At 61.5% G+C, this 20,237-nt stretch carries 15 protein-coding genes; 8 read left to right on the forward strand and 7 right to left on the reverse strand.

What is annotated here, in order from left to right; genetic code table 11:
* Positions 1 to 13 precede the first annotated feature (13 nt).
* Both QX034_RS03035 and QX034_RS03040 read right to left on the reverse strand, forming a co-directional pair.
* A complete protein-coding gene (locus QX034_RS03035; RefSeq protein WP_315704384.1) occupies positions 14 to 1,030 on the reverse strand; it encodes an NAD-dependent epimerase in 1,017 nt (338 codons plus the stop codon).
* Between the two features lie 126 nt (positions 1,031 to 1,156).
* A complete protein-coding gene (locus QX034_RS03040; RefSeq protein ID WP_315729584.1) occupies positions 1,157 to 2,440 on the reverse strand; it encodes a nucleotide sugar dehydrogenase in 1,284 nt (427 codons plus the stop codon).
* A gap of 209 nt (positions 2,441 to 2,649) precedes the next feature.
* Here QX034_RS03040 and QX034_RS03045 point away from each other — a divergent pair, with 209 nt between their 5' ends.
* Positions 2,650 to 3,612, forward strand: a complete 963-nt coding sequence (locus tag QX034_RS03045; RefSeq protein ID WP_315704386.1) for a lysylphosphatidylglycerol synthase transmembrane domain-containing protein — start codon at positions 2,650 to 2,652, stop codon at positions 3,610 to 3,612.
* 19 nt (positions 3,613 to 3,631) lie between these two features.
* Here QX034_RS03045 and asnB read toward each other — a convergent pair whose 3' ends face one another.
* The 3 genes from asnB to QX034_RS03060 all read right to left on the reverse strand — a co-directional run bounded on the left by asnB (position 3,632) and on the right by QX034_RS03060 (position 9,093).
* Positions 3,632 to 5,602, reverse strand: coding sequence for an asparagine synthase (glutamine-hydrolyzing) (asnB, locus tag QX034_RS03050; protein ID WP_316194991.1), 1,971 nt, complete (start codon positions 5,600 to 5,602; stop codon positions 3,632 to 3,634).
* 38 nt (positions 5,603 to 5,640) lie between these two features.
* Positions 5,641 to 7,605, reverse strand: coding sequence for a TIGR04372 family glycosyltransferase (locus QX034_RS03055; RefSeq protein WP_315704388.1), 1,965 nt, complete (start codon positions 7,603 to 7,605; stop codon positions 5,641 to 5,643).
* 420 nt (positions 7,606 to 8,025) lie between these two features.
* Positions 8,026 to 9,093, reverse strand: coding sequence for a hypothetical protein (locus QX034_RS03060; RefSeq protein ID WP_315704389.1), 1,068 nt, complete (start codon positions 9,091 to 9,093; stop codon positions 8,026 to 8,028).
* Positions 9,094 to 9,688: 595 nt separating this feature from the next.
* On the opposite strand from QX034_RS03060, the gene QX034_RS03065 reads away from it, so the two are divergent.
* Together QX034_RS03065 and QX034_RS03070 are read left to right on the forward strand one after the other, a co-directional pair.
* A complete protein-coding gene (locus QX034_RS03065; RefSeq protein WP_315704390.1) occupies positions 9,689 to 11,191 on the forward strand; it encodes an MBOAT family protein in 1,503 nt (500 codons plus the stop codon).
* A gap of 356 nt (positions 11,192 to 11,547) precedes the next feature.
* Complete coding sequence (locus tag QX034_RS03070; protein ID WP_315704391.1) at positions 11,548 to 12,684, forward strand: hypothetical protein; 1,137 nt, start codon at positions 11,548 to 11,550, stop codon at positions 12,682 to 12,684.
* Positions 12,685 to 12,733: 49 nt separating this feature from the next.
* Here QX034_RS03070 and QX034_RS03075 read toward each other — a convergent pair whose 3' ends face one another.
* A complete protein-coding gene (locus QX034_RS03075; protein ID WP_315704392.1) occupies positions 12,734 to 13,843 on the reverse strand; it encodes a hypothetical protein in 1,110 nt (369 codons plus the stop codon).
* On the reverse strand, positions 13,765 to 14,967 hold the full coding sequence (locus QX034_RS03080; protein WP_316194993.1) for an acyltransferase: 1,203 nt from the start codon (positions 14,965 to 14,967) through the stop codon (positions 13,765 to 13,767). The genes QX034_RS03075 and QX034_RS03080 overlap by 79 nt, the downstream gene beginning before the upstream one ends.
* 309 nt (positions 14,968 to 15,276) lie before the next feature.
* On the opposite strand from QX034_RS03080, the gene QX034_RS03085 reads away from it, so the two are divergent.
* From QX034_RS03085 to QX034_RS03105, 5 genes are all read left to right on the forward strand, one after another.
* A complete protein-coding gene (locus tag QX034_RS03085) occupies positions 15,277 to 16,818 on the forward strand; it encodes a PfkB family carbohydrate kinase (protein ID WP_410050936.1) in 1,542 nt (513 codons plus the stop codon).
* 11 nt (positions 16,819 to 16,829) lie between these two features.
* Positions 16,830 to 17,552 (forward strand): nucleotidyltransferase family protein, encoded by a 723-nt coding sequence (locus QX034_RS03090; protein ID WP_316194996.1) that lies wholly within the window; start codon positions 16,830 to 16,832, stop codon positions 17,550 to 17,552.
* Between the two features lie 104 nt (positions 17,553 to 17,656).
* Positions 17,657 to 18,595: an SDR family oxidoreductase gene (locus QX034_RS03095; RefSeq protein WP_315704396.1), complete on the forward strand. Its 939-nt coding sequence runs from the start codon at positions 17,657 to 17,659 to the stop codon at positions 18,593 to 18,595.
* Positions 18,592 to 19,200 (forward strand): SIS domain-containing protein, encoded by a 609-nt coding sequence (locus QX034_RS03100; RefSeq protein ID WP_315704397.1) that lies wholly within the window; start codon positions 18,592 to 18,594, stop codon positions 19,198 to 19,200. The genes QX034_RS03095 and QX034_RS03100 overlap by 4 nt, the downstream gene beginning before the upstream one ends.
* A gap of 11 nt (positions 19,201 to 19,211) precedes the next feature.
* The gene (locus QX034_RS03105) at positions 19,212 to 20,210 is read left to right on the forward strand and encodes an NAD-dependent epimerase/dehydratase family protein (RefSeq protein ID WP_315751220.1); all 999 of its coding nucleotides are present in this window, start codon (positions 19,212 to 19,214) and stop codon (positions 20,208 to 20,210) included.
* Positions 20,211 to 20,237: the final 27 nt, after the last annotated feature.

A 20,237-nucleotide genomic window follows, 5' to 3' on the forward strand; every position in this document is an offset into this window, starting at 1 on the left:
GAAAATTTGCCCGTCAGATCCGATGATAATCACGATACCATTTGGCGAAGCGGGCAATGCCCTCTTCGATCGGCGTCGCAGGCCGGAAGCCGATGTCGCGCTCGAGGTCGGCCACATCGGCGTAGGTCGCCTCGACGTCGCCCGGCTGCATCGGAAGCATCTCCTTGATCGCCGGCCGTCCAAACTCCTTTTCCAGGAGTGATATCACGTGGGTGAGCTCTTCGGGGTGATTGTTGCCGATATTGTAAATCATCCAGGGCGCCCTGGAGCTTGCGGGATCGGGCCGGTTCCCATCCCAGTCCGGATTACCTTTCGGCGGCCGGCCGACCAGGCGGACGATCGCCTGGACCACATCGTCGACATAGGTGAAATCGCGCCGCATCCGGCCATGGTTGAACAGCCTGACCGGTTGCCCTGCCAGGATCGCCTTGGCGAAGATGAACATCGCCATGTCCGGCCGGCCCCACGGACCGTAGACCGTGAAGAAGCGCAAGCCGGTCGCCGGCAGCCCGTAGAGATGGCTGTAGGAATGCGCCATCAGCTCATTGGCCTTCTTGGTCGCGGCATACAGGCTGATCGGGTGATCGACGTTGTCCTTGACGGAGAACGGCAGCTTGGTGTTGGCGCCGTAGACCGATGAGGACGAGGCGAACAAGAGATGTTCGCAGCCATGGTGCCTGCAGCCCTCGAGGATATTGATGAAGCCCTCGAGATTGGCATCGACATAAGCGTGCGGATTTTCCAGCGAGTAGCGAACGCCTGCCTGCGCCGCGAGATGAATGACGGCCGGGAAGCGATGCTGCGCGAACAGCGCCTTGATCCCGGCGCGGTCGGCCAGATCGAGCTTGACGAAGCTGAATCCGCGCTGAGTTCTGAGGATCTCGAGCCGCGCCTCCTTCAGGCGCGGATCGTAGTAGCTGTTGACGTTATCGATGCCGACAACCCGTCGGCCGTCGGCGAGCAGGCGCTGCGCGACGTGGAAACCGATGAAGCCGGCCACTCCGGTCACAAGGACGATGTCGTCTGCCATTGTCGCTCCATCATGTGCTCCGTTCCGAAGAGCACCGGCAAGTGTCTAACTATCGTGCGGCTTTCGATCTGGCCTTCGCCCAGACAACTCGCGGCGATACTGATCGAATTGTCAGGGCCACAGTCCTTACGGCCGCCACAGCTCGATCACGGCCGGCTTGGCGGAACGATCGAGCCTCATCTTGACGTCGAGGACAAGCCCGCTGCCGTCGCGCAACAGCCGCTGCACCAGCGCCCAACCGTCGCCAATATAAGCATCATGCGCCACCGCCAGCACCACGGCATCGGCCGGGCGCAGCTTGTCGAGCGCCGTCAGCGCCACGCCATATTCGTCTTCGACCGTCCGTTCATCGGCCAACGGATCGGCGATCTGCACGTCGACGCCGAACGACTGCAATTCCCTGACGATATCGATGACCCGCGAATTCCGGATGTCGGGCACGTTCTCCTTGAACGTCATGCCGAGAATCGTCACCGTGCCGCTCTGGCCCTTGCGACGTAACAGCCCGCGGATGCATTCGCGCGCGATCCGCCGTCCCATCTCATCGTTGATGCGGCGTCCGGCCAATATCACTTCGGGATGATAGCCGGCCTTCTCGGCGCGATAGGTGAGATAATAGGGATCGACACCGATACAGTGGCCGCCGACCAGCCCCGGTGAGAACGGCAGGAAATTCCATTTGGTGGCGGCGGCCGCCAGCACATCACCGGTATCGATCTCGAGCGCCTGGAAGATCAGCGACAGCTCGTTCATGAAGGCGATGTTGAGGTCACGCTGGGTGTTCTCGATCACCTTGGCCGCTTCCGCCACCTTGATCGACGGCGCGCGATGGATGCCGGCCGTGACCACCGAGCCATAGACGCCGGCGACGATGTCGAGCGTCGCGGCGTTCTGCGCCGAGACCACCTTGGTGATGGTTTCGAAGCGATGCGTCTTGTCGCCGGGATTGATGCGTTCGGGCGAGTAGCCGACATTGAAATCCACGCCCGCTTTCAGGCCGGAGCCGCCTTCGAGGATCGGGACGCAATCCTCCTCGACTGCGCCGGGATAGACGGTTGACTCATAGACCACGATGTCGCCGCGCTTGAGCACCGCGCCGACCGTGCGCGTCGCCGCGAGCATCGCCGACAGATCCGGCCGGCTGGCTTCATCGATCGGGGTCGGCACGGTGACAATGAAGAAGTCCGCGCCACGCAGGTCGCTCGGCTCGCTGGTGAAGCTCAAGCCCGGCCGTTTGAGATCGGCGCTTTCGACCTCGCGCGTGCGATCGAAGCCGTCGCGCAGCTCCGCGACACGGCCGGCGTCGATGTCAAAGCCGGTGACCGGGCAGCCCCCGCGCGCAAAGGCTGCAGCGACCGGAAGGCCCACATAACCGAGGCCAATCACCGCAATCTTCCGGCCATGAGACATAAATTGATTTTCCAGACGTTTTCGAGGCCATTGACGCCACCCCGGCGACTGTTTAGCCACCGTAGCAACGGGACCGCAAGGGGTGCACCGCTGGAACGGTGAAAGCCTCTCGTGACGGGTCCGATAACCACACTCCGAGAGCCACGCCGAGACGAATTGGGCGTCTCACCCGGCTTGGACGGACCGAATCAGGGGCAAAGCCGGCCTGAATGCGTGCCTTTCTCATCCTTTTGCTTCGGATCGCGGTATCCCTGGCCCTGCTCTATCTTGCCCTGCGCGGGATCAATTTCGCCGCCATCCGGGAGCGACTGAGCCAGATCAGCCTCGGCTGGATCGTGCTCGCCGTTCTCATCACCTTGGTGCAGATCTTCATCGGCGCGCTCCGGTGGCGGGAGATTTCCGCGCTTTGCGGCGCGCCGCTGACCGATCTGCAGGCGTTCCGCTACAACATGATCGGCGCGTTCTTCAACCAGACCCTGCCGTCGTCGATCGGGGGCGATGCCGTGCGGTTGTGGCTGATCGGCCGCACCGGCGCCGGCTGGCGCGCGGCGAGCTATTCGATCCTCACCGACCGTGCGGTTGGGTTCATCGCGCTGGCGCTGATCATCGTCGCGAGCCTGCCTTGGAGCTATGGCATGATCGCGGACGAGAAGGGCCGCCTCGCATTGGTCCTAGTCGACATGGCGGCCCTGGCCGCCGGTGCAGGCTTCCTGATCTTCGGATATCTGCCGGGTGCCTGGATCAAGGCATGGTGGCCGACCCGGCACGTTCATGCCTGCTCCGTGATCACCAACAAGGTGATCTTCGGCAAGACGACGGGCGTGAAGGTCGCGGTGCTCTCCTTGTCGATCCACGTGCTTGCGGTCGTGATCGCCTGGTGCGCGGTGCGCTCGATCGCAGCACCTGCCGACTTCGAGCAGTTGTTCATGCTGACGCCGCCGATCATGCTGATCACGATGCTGCCGATCTCGATTGCCGGCTGGGGCGTACGCGAGGCAACGATGATGGTCGCGTTCGGCTACGCCGGGCTGGCTCCGGCCGACGGCACCGTGGTCTCGATCCTGTTCGGGGCCGTCTATTTCATCGTCGGCGGCATGGGCGGACTGGTCTGGATCTTCAGCGCGGAGAAAGGCGCGGGCGCGATGAGCATTCCGGCCGCCGCCCAGGACTGAACCGTCCGTATCGAACCGGCTAGCGCGCCGTCACCCAGGCGTCGTGCCAAGCTTCGGCCATCAGCACGTTCCACAGCCAGTAGGCATGATTGTGCCGGCCGCTGAGGTGTTCGCCGAACATGCGCGACACCCGCTTGGGCTCAAACAAGCCCTGCCGCTGCAGCCGCGCCGGCGACAAGAGATCGCCGGCCCAGGATTTGAGCGGCCCGCGTAGCCACGCATCGAGCGGAATGCTGAAACCTGTCTTGGGACGATCGATCAGCTCGGAGGGAACGTGGCGGTACAGCACCTGCCGGAGCAGCCATTTGCCGCGTCCCTCCCGCACCTTCATGCTCGGCGGAACCCGCGCAGCGAATTCGACGACATCCTTGTCCAGGAACGGCACCCGGGTCTCGAGCGCCACCGCCATTGCGGCGCGATCGACCTTCTGCAGGACATCGTCGCTGAGATAGCTCAAGGAATCGGCCAGCGTCATCCGATCGAGCGGATCGAGCGGCGCATCGATCCGCATCATCTCTTCCGCCGCCCAGCTTGCCCTCTCCTCGCCGTGCAGAACGCTTACAGCCGGCTCGCCATCGATCGAACACAGCGAGCGATACATCTCGTCGAACGAGTCGGCCGCGATGATGCGGGCGAGCTTGGCGACCTGATCGCCGGCGTGGCGCACGTTCAACCGCGCCGGCAAAAGCGGCTGCAGCAGCTTCAGGATCGTATCAGCCGGCTCCGGCGCAACGGCGCCGAGTAGCGTACCAGCCGCTCGGCGCAAGGTCACCGGCAGGCGGCCCAAGCGCGCCTGCAGCGCCCCGCCCCAGACATGCCGGTTGTATCCGCCGAACAGTTCGTCGCCAGCGTCTCCCGATAGCGCCACCGTCACATGCCGGCGTGTCATCTGAGACACCAGATGGGTCGGAATCTGGGAGGAGTCCGCGAACGGCTCGTCATACATGCGCGGCAAACCGGGGATCACGTCCATCGCGGTCTTAGCATCGACGTAGATCTCAGTATGCGCGGTGCCGAGATGGGCTGCGACCTTGCGGGCATCCTCCGCCTCGTTATAGGCACCTTCGGCAAAGCCGATGCTGAACGTGCGGACCGGCTGGCTGGCCTGGGCCTGCATCAGGGCGACGACGGTCGAGGAATCGATGCCGCCGGACAGGAACGCGCCCAGTGGCACGTCGGATAGGCATTGCCGCTTGACCGCAATGGACAACAACCGTTCGAGTTCGTCGATCGCCTCGCGCTCGTCGATCAGGCGCCGGCGCTGCGCGGCCACGACCTGATCACGCAGCGACCAATAGGCTTGCGGCTGCGGCAAGCTGCCGGACCTTGCATCGGCCGCGAAGGTAACAAAGGATGCCGGCGGCAGCTTTCGGATTCCATTCCAGATCGAAGCCGGTGCAGGCACATAGGAATAGCGCATGAAAGCGGTGAGCGCCGAACGATCCAGCACGGGCGCCCAATCCGGGTGCGCCGCGAGCGCCTTCAATTCGGAGCCGAAGACGAGATCCGCGCCGCTCCAGCCATAATAGAGCGGCTTTTCGCCGAAGCGGTCACGGGCCAAGGTCAGCGTACGCGCATCGGCATCCCAGAGCCCGAACGCGAACATCCCGATCATCCGTTGCAGCGTTGCCGGGATGCCCCATTGCCTCACGGCCGCGAGCAGCGTTTCGGTGTCCGAATGGCCGCGCCAGTTGGGCGCGGCGCCGGCTACCTCCAACTCCGCACGAATGTCGAGATGATTGTAGATCTCGCCGTTGAAGGTCACCGTGAAGCGGCCGCATGCGCTGCGCATCGGCTGCGCGCCGGCCTCGGACAGGTCGAGGATCGACAACCGCCGATGCCCGAACGCAACGCCCGCCTCTGCCTGGGTCCAGAGTCCCGAGGCATCGGGGCCGCGATGCGCCAGCGCTTCGGTCATCCGGCCGGCATAACCGGCTAACAGGTTTTCATCACCACCGCCGGGGCGGAGCAGGCCTGCTATGCCGCACATGGCGTACCACCCAAGCTGCGTGCACTGCGCCGCATCGTTCAGCCTTCCGTCGGTGGGCCGGCCAGGAACTCGTCGCGGTATCGGGCGAGAAAGTCGAGGCTCGGCCGGCTGGTGCCATAATAATACGCTGAGCTCAGCTGACTTTGCCAGCGCGACAACAGCGCCTCCGTGTCATATCCGGCCTCGAATTCCGCGGCGCGTCCGCTTGCCAACTCCACCACCTCCTTGGCGGTCTGCAGGATCTCCTCCGTCGAATTATTCCCGGGGTGTGCGCCGCTGCGGCCGAGCACAGCCGCATCGAACACGCGCCAGCGCCAGGGCGAGGATGTGAGCTGGCGCTGGGTGAGCATGGTCCCATCGCGCAAGCGAACCGGTTTCAGCGCGAACCGAACATTCTTGTTCCAGAGCTGCGCGTCTGTCGTGATCGCATTGACGATGGCGCAGGGCACCCCGAAGCTGATCGCGACATTGGTCAATCCGGAGGTCGTCCCGATGAACGCCCGCGCGTGCCGGATCAGATGGATGTCCATCAGTTCCGAGCGGAAATCGCTCAATGCATAGTCGATGGTCCGTTCCAGGGGCGGCAGCTTCGGCGAGTTCGGACCGCCGAGTTTGATGACCCAGCCGCCTTGAGCCGTGACGTACCGGATCGCATCCAAGGACGTCTCGATCGGCGCGTTCCGATGGCTCTGCCCGGTACCGTTGAACTCCAGATAATGGGCGGCGTCACGGGTATGCAGGCACACATACCAATCCTCGGGCCCCATGCCCCAAGCCTGGCGCATCTGCCGAAAGGCTGCGTCTGCAGTGCCCGCTGAGCCGTAAACGCGATCATAGGCCTCGCGCAACGGATGCCCGCGCCCCTGCCGCTCCCACTCGGCAATCGCAAGCGCGCCGGCGTCCTGCCAAGGCACGACGCGTCCATCCGGCAGACGGAAGGCATTGAAATTCAGCCCGTACCAGCGCTGCAGCGAAAGCAGCTCCTCGCCGAGCTGTTCAGACACGGTCTCTCCGATCACGACCACCTTGCCGAGCTCTTCGAACAGGCGAAAGAAGGCCGGATTGGCAATCAGCTCGGGACGCGCCACCAGCACCGCCCTGCCCGACCACCATCCGAGCTCACGCATCCGAAACAGGATGTCGAGCATTCCGAGATGGCCGATCTGGGTCGACCACTCCTCCGGAATCAACCAGAACTCGCCAAGCGAAACCCCGAGTTTCGCGAGCTGAGTCTCCAGCGCCGACGACAGCTGCGGCGGCATCTGCCCCTGCAGCTCGGATTGCGCATCCAAAGCGCGTTCATAGAGCCGCACACCGACCTCGCCGCGGCCGACATGGGTGACGCGCTGACCGGCGAAGTTGCAAAGATCGAACAGTCGCCCGGGCTCGCGGCAAAGAAAATCGAGAGGATTCGGAAGATATGTATTTGATGGGCGTGCCGCGATGTTCTGATGCGGGCGCAGCAAGGACAGATCGTTGCGGCATGCCCAGAACATGCTCTCGAGCGCCGCAGCCTCGTCGCCGACAATCATGTCAAATGCAGCCTTCAGAAACGCCAGTCTCGCCAGGGACTGCACGTGTTCCTGCTTGATCTGCGGCACGATCTCGCGGGCTTTTTCAAACTCGCCAAGCTCAAATATCGATCGAAGCAGCGCATAAGAGAGATCCGCCGAAACCGAAACGAGCCCGGCCGCGATGATCCGCTCGTACGCTTCCGCATAGGCCCCGATTCCAACGAGCACCCGGCCCGCCGATTTGCTGAAGGGACGGCAAGGTGCGCTCCAAAACCGAAAGTCGGGGCGATCGGCGAGATAAGATACGACATAGGGAAAATAGGCCTGACACAGACGCCCGCGCCCCCGAAGCTGCAAGGCATCGCATCCCACGAGGATCAGAAAGACGGCACGATGAGGTAGCAGATTGAGCAGCTTTCCGACGATCAGGAAAGCCAGATAAATCGAACGCCGGGACCGCAGGCCACCGACCGCTTTTCGGAATGCCATGCCGCTATGCCTTCCAAATCGACGAATCCATCGTGCCCGCCTCTCTTCCGACGGGCGAAGAACCGACCGTGCGCTCACTGCTCATGTCAGATGAAACGCTGGCTCCGGCTCCCAGGTTTAAAAAATCGATGCTGCCAAGAGCGGTTCGGCCGCCTCAGCCCGCAGACCAATACTGAGAATTGATCACCTTCAGTTGAAGCAACTATCATAGAGCGTGGCTCGATCAAAGCGGAAGATGTTGAGTTCGTTGCAGATGGCCAAGTAACAACCAACGTGCCGCATATCCGCGCAGATGTGTAGATGGCCATTGAATAGAGACCCAGATATCCGGCACAGGCCCAGGCATCATTGATCACAACTGGGCCACAAGAATTCGATTGCCGGTTACCTTGAGCGACCGATGGCCGGCCAAGGCAGGCGTTAGCGACTCGCTCGAGGCTGCCGCGAACTGATGTCGCCGAATGCCTGCTTGAACGCTTCGGTCTTGACGAGCTCCGCCGCAAGGCGCTTGGTAAACTTCTCGGCTCCTTTTTTATCGAGATGACCGCCTCCGTCGACGGTCGTAAGACCATCAAATGACGGCGAGATGAACTCGACATTCAACGCCTTGGCCAATTGCACCGCCTGCTGCACGCAAGCCTGGCTATGCGGCACCAGCATGAAGACCACGTGGCCGCCGACCTCCCGCAGAAAAACCCTCGCGTAGTTGACGATCTCAGGCGTCGTCTGACAATTCGGATCGCGAGCCAAAAGCATCGGCTTGTTACCGTCGGCAACATAGGCCGGATTGGCATCCAGCGTCATGTCTCCATTCGAGACATTGCGATACAGGCCCGTCGGCGCAAACTGGCCATTCTGCCAGGCCGCAACGATATCCTCGATGCGCCATCGCGTGTTGCGGCCGACGACGGTGCGATAGCCGGTTATTCGATTACGCCTGACGGCCTCGACCGGTATCTTCTCGGGTCCCAAGGTCACATTGAGATCGCTGCTGAAGAAATGCACAAACTGATCATCGACATTGATCACCCAGAGCGGGACCCGGATGTTCCAGCGATTGATCACCTGTCGGGAAAACTCGCCGCCACGGATACCGACGAAGCCCATGTTATAGATCTTCAGCCGGTCCAGCAGAGGAGCAGACTGCAATGTCCCGCGGTCGATCGCGTAATTTACGAAAGACGGCCCTAAAAACACGATATCCGAGGCCTTCACCGCGGCGACCGAAGAGCCGACATTGCTATAAAAAACATCTTGATCCTGAATTTGGGGAATTTTTCTGCCCCCGAAATCGCGATACCAGTTCGCGTCCGCGGGGCGCGCGATTTGAGAGAAGTAGTCCGGAACGGCTCCGCCGCTGGACGGCAATATAAAGCCCGAGAAAATGAACCCCACGACGAGGAACGGGCAGACCAAAATGCCCAGATATCTCCGCGCGGCACGCTTGAACGTGAAGCTTTGAGGCGTCAATTCAGCGCTTTTGATCATGAGCAACCGAGATTAAGGGCAAGGAGGACGGCCCGTCTGAGTTGTGCCCCCCGCAGAAACCTGATGTCCGTGGAACACGGGACGCGAGCTCTTGCTCGCAACTTGATTGCCCTTCGACGAAGCGATCTGCAGATCGGCCGCGCCTCATATCGTCGACCACGACGACGGTACGGCCCGATTCGCACCTGAAACCGAATCCAGACTGGGTGACATCACAGGCGCGAAGGTGGCCATGTCGGAACGGCTCGATCTCTGAACGACATGGATTGCAGCAGCAGCGATCAGACGTGGAGGAGTCAGAAGCTAATGGGTTGGAATGAGGAAGACCGACAGAGAAGACCGACAGACAAGGGTTCCGCAACGGGCTGCGCAGGCCCTCAACCTGTCCATACGTAGCTATAACAGAGCGGCTGTGAGGCGCAAGACGAGAACCTGCGGGTTTCCTCTGGAATCTTGATGACCGATATGTCCACGCGTCCAACCACAATTTCACCCCCGCGCGTGTCGGCCGACGAGAAGATTCCACCCAAACTTGGCAGACGTGCCAATCATTGATAAATCGCAGTCACATTAAGCAACGCGGGGAAACACTCACATGCTCTTCACGCAGTTTGAGTTTTTGTTCCTGTTTCTCCCTGCAACCTTGGCGGGTTATTTTCTTCTGGCCCGGTTCGTCGAGGCGCCCGTTGCGCGGCTGAGCTGGCTCGCCCTCGCCTCCCTGACCTTCTACGGCTACTGGGATGTTCACTTCGTTCCGATCATCGTGGTGTCCATCGTCTTCAACTACGCGATGGGGCTGCTGATCGCGCAGCAAAAGGGTAAGCCCCGCGGCTGGCTGTTCGCGGTCGCGATCGCCGCCAATCTCGGCGCGCTCGCCTTCTACAAATACACCAATTTCGGCATCCAGATCTTCAACGCGATTACCGCATCCAAACATCCTGCGCTTGCGATCGTGTTGCCGCTCGGCATCTCGTTTTTTACGTTCACACAGATCGCCTATCTGGCTGACGTCTATGGCGGCTATCCGCACGAAGGAAGCTTCGTGAAATACGGCCTGTTCGTCACCTATTTTCCCCACCTGATCGCCGGGCCGATCCTGCATCACCGCGAGATGATGCCCCAGTTCGGGTCCGACGAAAGCCGCAGAATATCGGCCGAGAAGATCGCGATCGGCCTCACCATCCTGACGATCGGGCTGTTCAAGAAGTCCTTCATCGCCGACAGCTTCGGCCTGATGGCCAGTCCTGTGTTCCAGGCCGCCAACTCGAATCACCTGCAGATGGCCGACGCCTGGGGTGGAGCGCTGGCGTATTCGCTGCAGATCTATTTCGATTTCTCCGGCTATTCCGACATGGCGATCGGCATCTCCACCATGTTCGGTATCAGGCTGCCGTTCAATTTCGATTCGCCCTACAAGTCGCAAAGCATCATCGAGTTCTGGCGCCGTTGGCACATCTCCCTGTCCCGCTTCTTGCGCGACTATCTCTACATTCCATTGGGAGGAAACCGCCACGGCGAGCAGCGCCGCTACTGGAATCTGTTCTTGACGATGCTGCTCGGCGGCCTCTGGCACGGCGCGGGCTTCACCTTCGTGATCTGGGGCGCGCTGCACGGACTGTTCCTGATCATCAACCATCGCTGGACCGCGCTGACGCAGAAGCGTCCCGCGCTCGAACGCTTGAGCCGTTCCTTCTGGTACCCTGTTGCAAGCCTCTGCCTCACCCAGATCGCGGTCGTCCTCGCCTGGGTGTTCTTCCGTGCCGACAATCCGAATGCCGCGATCCGGGTGATCAAGGGCATGATCGGACTGTCCAACCCGCAAAAGATCGGCCCGACGTCACTGGTCGATCACCGGGAGATGCTGATGATCTTGGCGGGCTATCTCGCCTGTCTCGCGCTCCCGAACGTGAACGCCATGTTCGCGCAGTGGAAGGTCGGTATCGAGACCTACCACAATCCCCGCCCGTGGAGCCTGCTGAACGTGAGCTGGCGCCCATCCGTCGTCTGGGCGGTGGGAACATCGCTTGGCCTCGTCGCGGCCATTTTGATGAACATCATCGCCGGGGATAACTCGCAGTTCCTGTATTTCCAGTTCTAATGCCTGGCCAGGTCGCGCGGAGCCCGAGCTAGTAGCACTCACCAATCAACATCGCAGCTCCAAGCTCGCGGTGTTGGGAGCTCATTCCGCACGCACCTTCGGAGCCATAGTATCGCAACACGCACATGATACCCACGAGACCCGCCGCCAACGCGAACACGGCGGCCCCCACCAAAATTGTCCTCAGCATTCCAGCACTCGATACAAATCGGGTTCCATAATACCGGAACCGTGGTGCAATACCAGCGGGTTCCCGACCGCAGTTGTCCCCAACCCCGAAATTACACGGATTGTGGAACCATTAGCCTCCTAGATAGTTGCCTTGCGCCTTCGCAACTTGCGGGAGAATCATACCGTTGCTGCCCTATTCCGCTGTTGTCTTGGCGCTATACGCCGTCCTGTTCCTTCCGCTGGTTGGTACGCTCGAATGGGCCGGCTGGCGCCTGGGCGCCACAGTTCCACTTTCGACCATTGCCGGGGAACAGCAGGCCGACCACAAGGTGCTGTGGCTCGGTAACTTCAAGGACTACGCCCCCTATAAGCTCGAGCGGATCAAGCTGGTCCGGCCCGAGGTGCTCCTGGTCGGAAGCTCGCGTTGCGGCCAAGCCCGTGCGCAGATGTTTCGTCCCTATAACGCGTATAATGCATGCCTGACGGCGTGGCCACTCGAGCATATCGTCGACTTCGTCGATCGGGCGACGTCGGATCGCAGGCCCCGTGTGGTGATCGTGGCGCTCGATTACTTCCTGTTCGGCGACTGGCTGGCCAGCGTCTGGCGCAAGGAGCGAACCATGGACTATCGCCAGGGCATCGACTCCTACCAGCGCAAGCTGCACGACGTAGTAGATTTCGGCGTGCGTACGAATTGGCGCTGGGACACCATCAAAGCCGCCGTTACCGGGGATGAGTACGAACCGATCGACCACAACCGACTGATCGGAACCGAGGCCATCCGTGGTCAGTTCGGCTTCCGTGACGACGGATCGATCTTCGTTGCTCCAGGCTATCGGCTGACATCCTCCGAGACTCTGGCCAAGGGCGCCGAATACGTCACATCGTCATTCCCTGGTGCTCAGCATCTGAGCGATTTGCAGTTCCGGCAACTCGCGCGCCTCTCGGAGCTGGCGCGGCAACGCGACTTTAGCGTCGTGGCCGTCCAGTACCCCTTTCTGAAGAGCGCGACTGACTTCCTCGACAATGACGAAACCTACCGGCCCTATTCAGGCCTGTGGCGCGAGTTGCGGAGCGAAGCGACGGTCCAGCGGCTATCCGAGCTTGGCATTCGTTTCTTTGATATGAGCCGTGCGCCGTTCGCGGCGGATGCCGGCAATTTCTTCGATCCGGCCCATCCATCGGAACGTGGCATGCTCCGCACCTTCCTCGCCTTGCTCGATCATAAGGATTTCCAGGAACTCTTTCCCAAGATCGACAAGAAAGCCCTCGCGGCCGACCTCGAACGGTCCGCCGGCGAACCGTTCGATCTCTATCATTGAGAATTCGCCGCCCGCATCGGGAGCGATAGGTGCGGAGCAGTCCGACAATTCACATTGCCGGCCTTGCCCGCACAGCCTGCCTGAAGGCATTTGTCTTGATCAGTTGCGCGGCGAGTTCGCGTGTAAATCGCTGCGCTCCATTCCTGTCGAGGTGACCGCCGCCGTCGACAGTCGTCAGCCCGTCGAACGAGGGCGCGATGAATTCCACTCCGAGCGCGTCGGCCAGTTCACGTGCCTGCTGCACGCAGGCCTGGCTGTGCGGCACCAGCATCAGCACGGCACGACCGCCGATCTCACTCAGAAACCGCTTGCCGTAAGCAACGATATCCGCGTTGGTATGACAGTCCGGATCGCGCGCAAGCCGCATCGGCCCGTTACCGGCGGCGAGATAGGCGGGATTGACGTCAAGGGCCATATCGCCATTGGCGACGTTGCGATAGATCCCGATCGGCGAAAAATGGCCGGTCTCGAGGGCAGCGATCGCATCCTCGACCCGCCAGCGGAGATTGCGTCCCACCACCGTCATAAAGCCGCGGATCCGGTCACGTTGGACCGCCGCGATCGGCACCTTTTGCGGCCCAAGGGTGACATTCAGGTCATCGCTGAAGAAATGCACGAACTGATCGTCCACATTAATGACCCAGAGCGGCGCGCGGATCTTCCAGCGTTCGATGATCCGGCGAGAGAATTCGCCGCCACGCAGACCGACAAAAGCAAGATTGTAAATCTTGAGCCGATCGAGCTCCGGAGACGACTGGAGGGTTTGGCGATCGATGGCGTAGCTGACGAACGATGGGCCGAGGAATACGATATCCGCATTCTTGACCGACGCCACGGAAGATCCGATATTGCTGTAGAAGATATCCTGATCCTGAATCTGGGGTACGCTGCGCCCACCGAAATTGCGATACCAGTTGGCATCGCCGTCGCGTGCGATCTGCGAAATAAAATCGTGCGCGGTACCTCCATCGTAGGACAGCCACGACGCCGTAAGCGCGATAAGCAGCGCAACGGCGGAACAGCTCCCCGCCAATGCGACCAGGTAGACGCGTAGATTGCGGCTCCTGGGCGGGAGCTCATTCAGGGTGCGAGCGGTAGTCGCCATCTTGCAGGTAGGACCTCCCGCGGCGCGCTGGTGCCGAGCGCGCTCCGCAGCCAAGCGCGACAGGGTGCTTCGATCATCGTGTATGTCACCCACGCCACTGCGGTTATGATCGCGACATACAGGCCGAGGCGCAACACAAATTCTACAACCGACGGTGTGTCCGGGTTTCCGATCATCGCGGGCCGAATGAGAAATGGATGCAGAAGATAGATCGAATAGCTGCATTCCCCGCCGACAACCACGGCCCGCGTCGCGAGAAAGCCGGCATGGCCATATCGGCTCGCCGCAACGAGAATGACCGAGAAGCAGATGACCTCGACGAGCCGCACGGAGATTTCGATCCAGACCGCGAAGTCGCCCCATCCGGGTTGGAGGAACAACGCCACCGGCACGGCTAGCAGCCCGGCCACGGCCAACCAGAACAAGACAGCGACGACGGCCTGCTCTCGTTCGCCGATCTTCCTCGTTTCCAGCTGCATATAAGCCATTGCCGCAAAGCAGCCCGCCAGAAACTGAGAGATGTGCAGATACGGTGAATAATAGGTCAGCCACTGCATCCCGCCATCGCCGAGACTCGGGGCGATCGCTCTCAGCAAAGCTGTCCCATGACTAAAGGACGCCCAGATCGCGACCGCAAAGACCAGAAGATTGAGCAGCGCAAGCAATGCGATCATCGGCGGCCGATCGACCCTCCGGAGGCCAAAGCACGCTAACGGGAATAAAAGATAGAAGAAGAGTTCGACGCTGATCGACCAGAGGTGCCGCAGCGAGGCGACCACAGCGACCATCATGGTTGCTCCGAGCGCCGGAAACCAAGCCTGGGTCATCGTCAGGATGAATCCGAGCGAGCGAAGGTCGACACCGCGCGACACCATGAGGTAGCCGACGATGCCGAGTACGACGACCGCATACATCGGATAAAGGCGCGCAAACCTCGCCACGGCAAACTCGCGCAATGCGCCGCTGAGCGGCATCGTTCGGAAGCTCGCCGCATAATTCAACCACAGCACGAACCCGCTCAGCACGAAAAACAGCGTCATGCCGACGCTGCTGATTTGCGCCACCAATTGCGACAGCCAGTCCTGCCGCAGCGACAGTGCCCCGTGCCCCACCGCCACCGTCGCCGCTGCAACAAAACGCAGGCCGGTCAATGAGCCGATGAATTGTCTCTGCCCCACTCCCACTCCGGACACCTCGAATCTGACCTTCGCCAATCGCTCATAACGGCATGGTTAAGGCCTCGCGCCAGGATTGTGTCGAACGCAAGACCAAGTTATGTATTGGCCGGCGCCAGCCACGATAAACGCGTCGGCATTGCGAACGGAACCCCTTGATGGTGCGACCCGGAGGAATTCCTTTGATTTTTCGGGGTAGAGAGGAATCCGGGGATTCGCCTCATAAACGCGCTTCTCTGAACCGATCAGTTGAGGTATCGGTCCGGCTTCGCCGTCGAATCGGCGGGACTGATAGCGCGCTTGCCGGCTATTATGCGTCGGAATTCGAGTAAGCCGGAGACGAAATCCTTGGACCACCTGATCGATACATCACGTGCGGACCAGGTCTGTCAGACGATCCGCGCCTCGTGCCAGCCCGACCAGACCATTGCGTTTGTCTCGGGTAATTTCAATGTCGTGCATCCCGGGCATCTGCGGCTTCTGAAATTTGCGGCTGAGCAGGCCGACGTCCTGGTGGTCGGCGTCAATCCGGATTCCACGCCCGGCGTGACCTTGGCGCAGGATATGCGGCTCGACAACGTGCGCTCGATCTCGTTCGTGCACCACGCGGTTCGCCTGGAGGATTCCGCGACAGCCTTCATCCGCCAGCTCCAGCCGACCATCGTGGTCAAGGGGAAGGAGTTCGAGGATCGCGCCAATCCGGAGCAGGAGGCGGTGGACGCCTACGGCGGCAGGCTGCTGTTCTCCTCCGGCGAGTTGCGTTTCACCTCGCTGGCGCTTTTGGAACGCGATGCCAATATCGACATCTCCACGGTCAGGAAGCCGCTCGAATTTCCCAAGCGCCACGGCTTCGACATCTCGCAGCTGAAGGGCCTGCTCAGTAAGCTCGCCGGCATGCGGGTTGCCGTGATCGGCGACCTGATCGTCGATGAATACGTCACCTGCGATGCCGTCGGCATGTCGCAGGAAGATCCGACCATCGTGGTGACCCCGCTGATGACGCGTACCTTCGTCGGGGGCGCCGGTGCCGTCGCGGCCCATGCGCACGGCCTCGGCGCCGACGTCAGCTTTTTCACGCTGGTCGGCGAGGATGAAGCCGCACATTTTGCCCGCAATACGCTCGAACAGCACGGCGTCAATTTCCAACATTTCACCGATCAGAGCCGTCCGACCACGCGCAAACAGCGTTTTCGCGCACTGAACAAGACGCTGCTACGGGTCAATCATCTGCGCCAGCATGCGGCCGATGCCGACATCCAGAAGCAGATGCTGACCGCCGTGGAGCGGGCGCTCAAGACCAGCGATCTGTTGCTGTTCTCCTGCTTCAATTATGGCTGCCTGCCGCAGGATTTGGTGGATGCGATCGCCGACCTGGCACGGGCGAAGGGGGTCATGATGGCGGCCGACAGCCAGGTCTCCTCGCAAACCGGCGATGTATCGCGCTTCAAGGGCATGACCCTGCTGACGCCGACCGAACGCGAGGCCCGCGTCGCGCTCAACGACTTCATCTCCGGACTTGCGGTCATCAGCGAGCGGCTGGTCGAGCGCGCGCGAACCAAGAATCTCGTGATTACGCTCGGCGCGGAAGGCGCACTGATCAACACGATGGCAGACGGTACATTCACCTCCGATCGCCTGCCCGCCTTCAATCCCTCGCCCAAGGACGTGTCCGGCGCCGGCGATAGTTTCTTCATGGCCTCCTCGATGGGCTTGCGCGCCGGCGCCGATGTCTGGCAGGCTTCCTATCTCGGCTCGCTCGCCGCGGCGTTGCAGGTGTCGCGGGTCGGCAATCTGCCGCTGACCACCGCGGAGCTGGTCAGGGAAATCGACGAGACCGGCTTCAGCCAAGAGTAACGGATGCTTTGATGCGCGCGCTGCTTCTCGCGGCTGGAATTGGCAGTCGGTTGCGCCCGCTGACCGATACGACGCCGAAATGCCTGGTCCATATCCATGGTCGCCCGCTGCTGGATTACTGGCTGGACCTGGTCTTTGAGGGCGGCGTCGAACGCGCCTTGCTGAACACCCATTGGCTTGCCGATCAAGTGCGCGCCCACGTGGCGGAATCCCCTTGGCGCTCCCGCATCGACCTCGTTCATGAGGATGAATTGCTGGGGACCGGCGGCACCGTCCTCGCCAACCGAGACTGGTTTGGTCGCGAGCCGTTCCTCGTCGCCCATGCCGACAACCTGACCGACTTCGATGTGGCCGCCCTGATCGCCGCTCATCGCGGGCGACCGGCCGGGTGCATCATGACGATGCTCGCGTTCCGCACCGACGATCCGAGTTCATGCGGCATCCTGGAATTGGATCGTGAAAACAGGGTCATCGCCTTTCATGAGAAGGTCCAGAACCCGCCCGGGAACCTCGCCAACGGCGCCGTCTACATTTTCGAACCGGAGGTGATCGAGGACGTTGCGGCGCTCGGAAAACCGATCGTCGATCTCTCCACCGAAATCATCCCGAACTATTTGGGGCGAATTTTATGCGTGGAAACTGCAGGTTATCATCGGGATATCGGCAACCCGGAAAGCTTGCGCCGGGCGCATTTGGAGTTTAAGCACAAGCCGCGCCATGGTGGGGGCGCTTGAGGGCGGCTAACGTCGCTGGGGCTGATCGCGTTTTCCTGCCATAATTGATAGGGTGCGCCCGACCGAGGTCGGGAGGCGGCAGCGAGCGACGGGGAAATCGGCAAATGAAGATATTCGTGACCGGTGCATGCGGCTACAAGGGGAGCGTGCTGGTTCCCAAGCTCCTGAAAGCCGGCCATCAGGTGGTCGCCTTCGACATCATGTGGTTCGGCAACTTCCTCGATCCGCATCCCGACCTTACGGTTGTCCAAGGGGACGTTCGCAACCCCGATCAGATCGATCTCAACGGCGTTGATGCGATCATTCACCTGTCCAGCGTCGCGAACGACCCTTGCGGCGATCTCGATCCCAAGCTGACATGGGAGATCTCCTGCCTCGCCACGATGCAGCTCGCCGACCGTGCCTACCGCCACGGCATCAAGCGTTTCATCTACGCATCGTCGGGCAGCGTGTATGGCGTGAAGGAAGAAGAGCAGGTCACCGAGGATCTCGAACTGCTGCCGATCTCCGAATACAACAAGACCAAGATGTGCGGTGAGCGTATCGTGCTGTCCTACAAGGACGACATGGTCGTGCAGATCGTGCGCCCCGCCACGGTCTGCGGCTACTCCCCCCGGCAGCGCCTGGACGTCTCGGTCAATATGCTAACGATGCAGGCCTTGATGAACGGCCGCATCACCGTATTCGGCGGCGATCAGACCCGGCCCAACATCCACATCGACGATATCACCGACCTCTATCTCTTCCTGCTCGATCACCCAGAGCACACCGGCGTCTACAATGCCGGGTTCGAGAACATTTCGATCCTCGACATCGCCAGGCTCGTCACCAAGCACGTGCCGGCGGAGGTCGTGGTGACGCCGTCCAACGACCCTCGCAGCTACCGCGTCAATTCCGACCGCCTCCTGGCAACCGGCTTCCGCCCGAAAAAAACGGTGGAAGACGCGATCAAGGAGATCATCGGGATGTACTCGCAAGGTCAGCTCAAGAACGACGATCGCTGGTACAATCTCAAATGGATGGAAAAGGAAGTCGTGAAATGAACGTCCTCGCTTTCCAGACACCCGGCAAGCTGTTCGCCGACTACACCAGCCGTTTCAGCACCGTTCTACAGGACTTCGACTGGAGCCCGGTCGAGCGTCTCGCCTATGAGCTACGCGATTGCTGGCAGACCGGCCGCCAAGTGTTCTTCTGCGGCAATGGCGGCAGCGGCGGCAACGCCAACCATCTCGCCAACGATTATCTCTATGCACTGTCGAAGACGCCCGGTTCGGGCCTGCGCGTGCACTCGCTGGCGGCCAATCCTTCCGTCATCACCTGCCTCGCCAATGACGAAGGCTATGACCAGGTGTTCTCGCTGCAGCTCGCGGTGCTCGCGCGCAAGGGCGACGTGCTGATCACCTTCTCCGGCTCCGGGAATTCGCCGAATATTCTGAAGGCCCTGGAAGAGGCGAAGAAGCTCGGCATGACCAGCTATGCCGTGCTCGGTTTCTCCGGCGGGAAGGCCAAGGCGCTCGCCGACGTGCCGATCCACTTCGCGGTCAACGACATGCAGATCGCCGAGGACGCCCAGATGGTGATCGGCCACATGATCATGCAATGGCTATACGCCCAGCGTGGCGACATCACCCCTGCACGTGAGGGCTGACGGACCAAACGATGGCGGGACACGAAAAGTATCTGATCCTGGGCTCGAACTCGTTCTCGGGCGCGACCTTCGTCGACTTCCTCGCGGCAGCCGGTCACGACGTGATCGCGACCAGCCGCTCCGACGAGCCGCACGACGCTTTCCTGCCGTACAAATGGCAGAAGCGGCCGGGCAGCGTGCGATTCAAGCGGATCGACCTCAACCATGATCTCGACGCGCTGAAGGCGCTGCTGGCGGCCGAGCGGCCGACCCACGTGGTGAATTTTGCAGCACAGAGCATGGTCGGCGAGAGCTGGCTCTATCCCGACCATTGGATGATGACCAACGTCGTCTCTGCGGTGCGGCTGCACGACCTGCTGCGCAACTATGACGGGCTCGAGCGCTACGTTCACGTCACCACGCCCGAGGTCTACGGCTCGACCGAGGGCTGGGTGCGCGAGGACGCGCCGTTCAACCCCTCGACCCCCTATGCGGTGTCGCGCGCCGCTGGCGACATGAGCCTGCGCACCTATTTCGCCAACTACCAGTTCCCGGTGGTGTTCACCCGCGCGGCCAATGTCTATGGCCCGGGGCAACAGCTCTACCGGATCGTGCCCCGCACCATCGTGGCGGCGATGACCGGCCAGAAGCTGCGCCTCGACGGCGGCGGCAAGTCGGTGCGCGTGTTCATCCACATGACCGACGTGTCGGACGCTACCGTGAAGATCGGGCGCAAGGGCACGCTCGGCGAGACCTATCACATCTCCGGCTATGAGCTGGTCTCGATCCGCACCCTGGTCGAGATGATCCTGGCTCGCCTCGGCAAGAAGTTCGAGGACTGTGTCGAGATCGGACCGGAGCGTCCCGGCAAGGACACCGCCTACACGCTCGACAGCTTCAAGCTGCGCACCGAGCTCGGCTGGCGCGACACGTTCTCGCTTGAACAAGGCATCGACGACGTAATCGCCTGGGCACGCCGGTTCGAGTCCGATATGGCCAAGCTGCCGACCAAGTACGACCACAAACCCTGACGCCCCCGACGACCCCGCGCTTCGTTT

The organism is Bradyrhizobium sp. SZCCHNR3119 (assembly GCF_032487775.1).
GTDB lineage: Bacteria > Pseudomonadota > Alphaproteobacteria > Rhizobiales > Xanthobacteraceae > Bradyrhizobium.

Bases quoted from the DNA above. Each gene is read 5' to 3' on its own strand.
- QX034_RS03055 (WP_315704388.1), bottom strand. From the start codon at position 7,605: ATGGCATTCCGAAAAGCGGTCGGTGGCCTGCGGTCCCGGCGTTCGATT.
- QX034_RS03060 (WP_315704389.1), bottom strand. From the start codon at position 9,093: ATGATCAAAAGCGCTGAATTGACGCCTCAAAGCTTCACGTTCAAGCGT.
- QX034_RS03105 (WP_315751220.1), top strand. From the start codon at position 19,212: ATGGCGGGACACGAAAAGTATCTGATCCTGGGCTCGAACTCGTTCTCG.
- QX034_RS03045 (WP_315704386.1), top strand. From the start codon at position 2,650: ATGCGTGCCTTTCTCATCCTTTTGCTTCGGATCGCGGTATCCCTGGCC.
- QX034_RS03090 (WP_316194996.1), top strand. From the start codon at position 16,830: ATGCGCGCGCTGCTTCTCGCGGCTGGAATTGGCAGTCGGTTGCGCCCG.
- QX034_RS03040 (WP_315729584.1), bottom strand. From the start codon at position 2,440: ATGTCTCATGGCCGGAAGATTGCGGTGATTGGCCTCGGTTATGTGGGC.
- QX034_RS03065 (WP_315704390.1), top strand. From the start codon at position 9,689: ATGCTCTTCACGCAGTTTGAGTTTTTGTTCCTGTTTCTCCCTGCAACC.
- QX034_RS03085 (WP_410050936.1), top strand. From the start codon at position 15,277: ATGCGTCGGAATTCGAGTAAGCCGGAGACGAAATCCTTGGACCACCTG.
- asnB (WP_316194991.1), bottom strand. From the start codon at position 5,602: ATGTGCGGCATAGCAGGCCTGCTCCGCCCCGGCGGTGGTGATGAAAAC.
- QX034_RS03100 (WP_315704397.1), top strand. From the start codon at position 18,592: ATGAACGTCCTCGCTTTCCAGACACCCGGCAAGCTGTTCGCCGACTAC.
- QX034_RS03095 (WP_315704396.1), top strand. From the start codon at position 17,657: ATGAAGATATTCGTGACCGGTGCATGCGGCTACAAGGGGAGCGTGCTG.
- QX034_RS03035 (WP_315704384.1), bottom strand. From the start codon at position 1,030: ATGGCAGACGACATCGTCCTTGTGACCGGAGTGGCCGGCTTCATCGGT.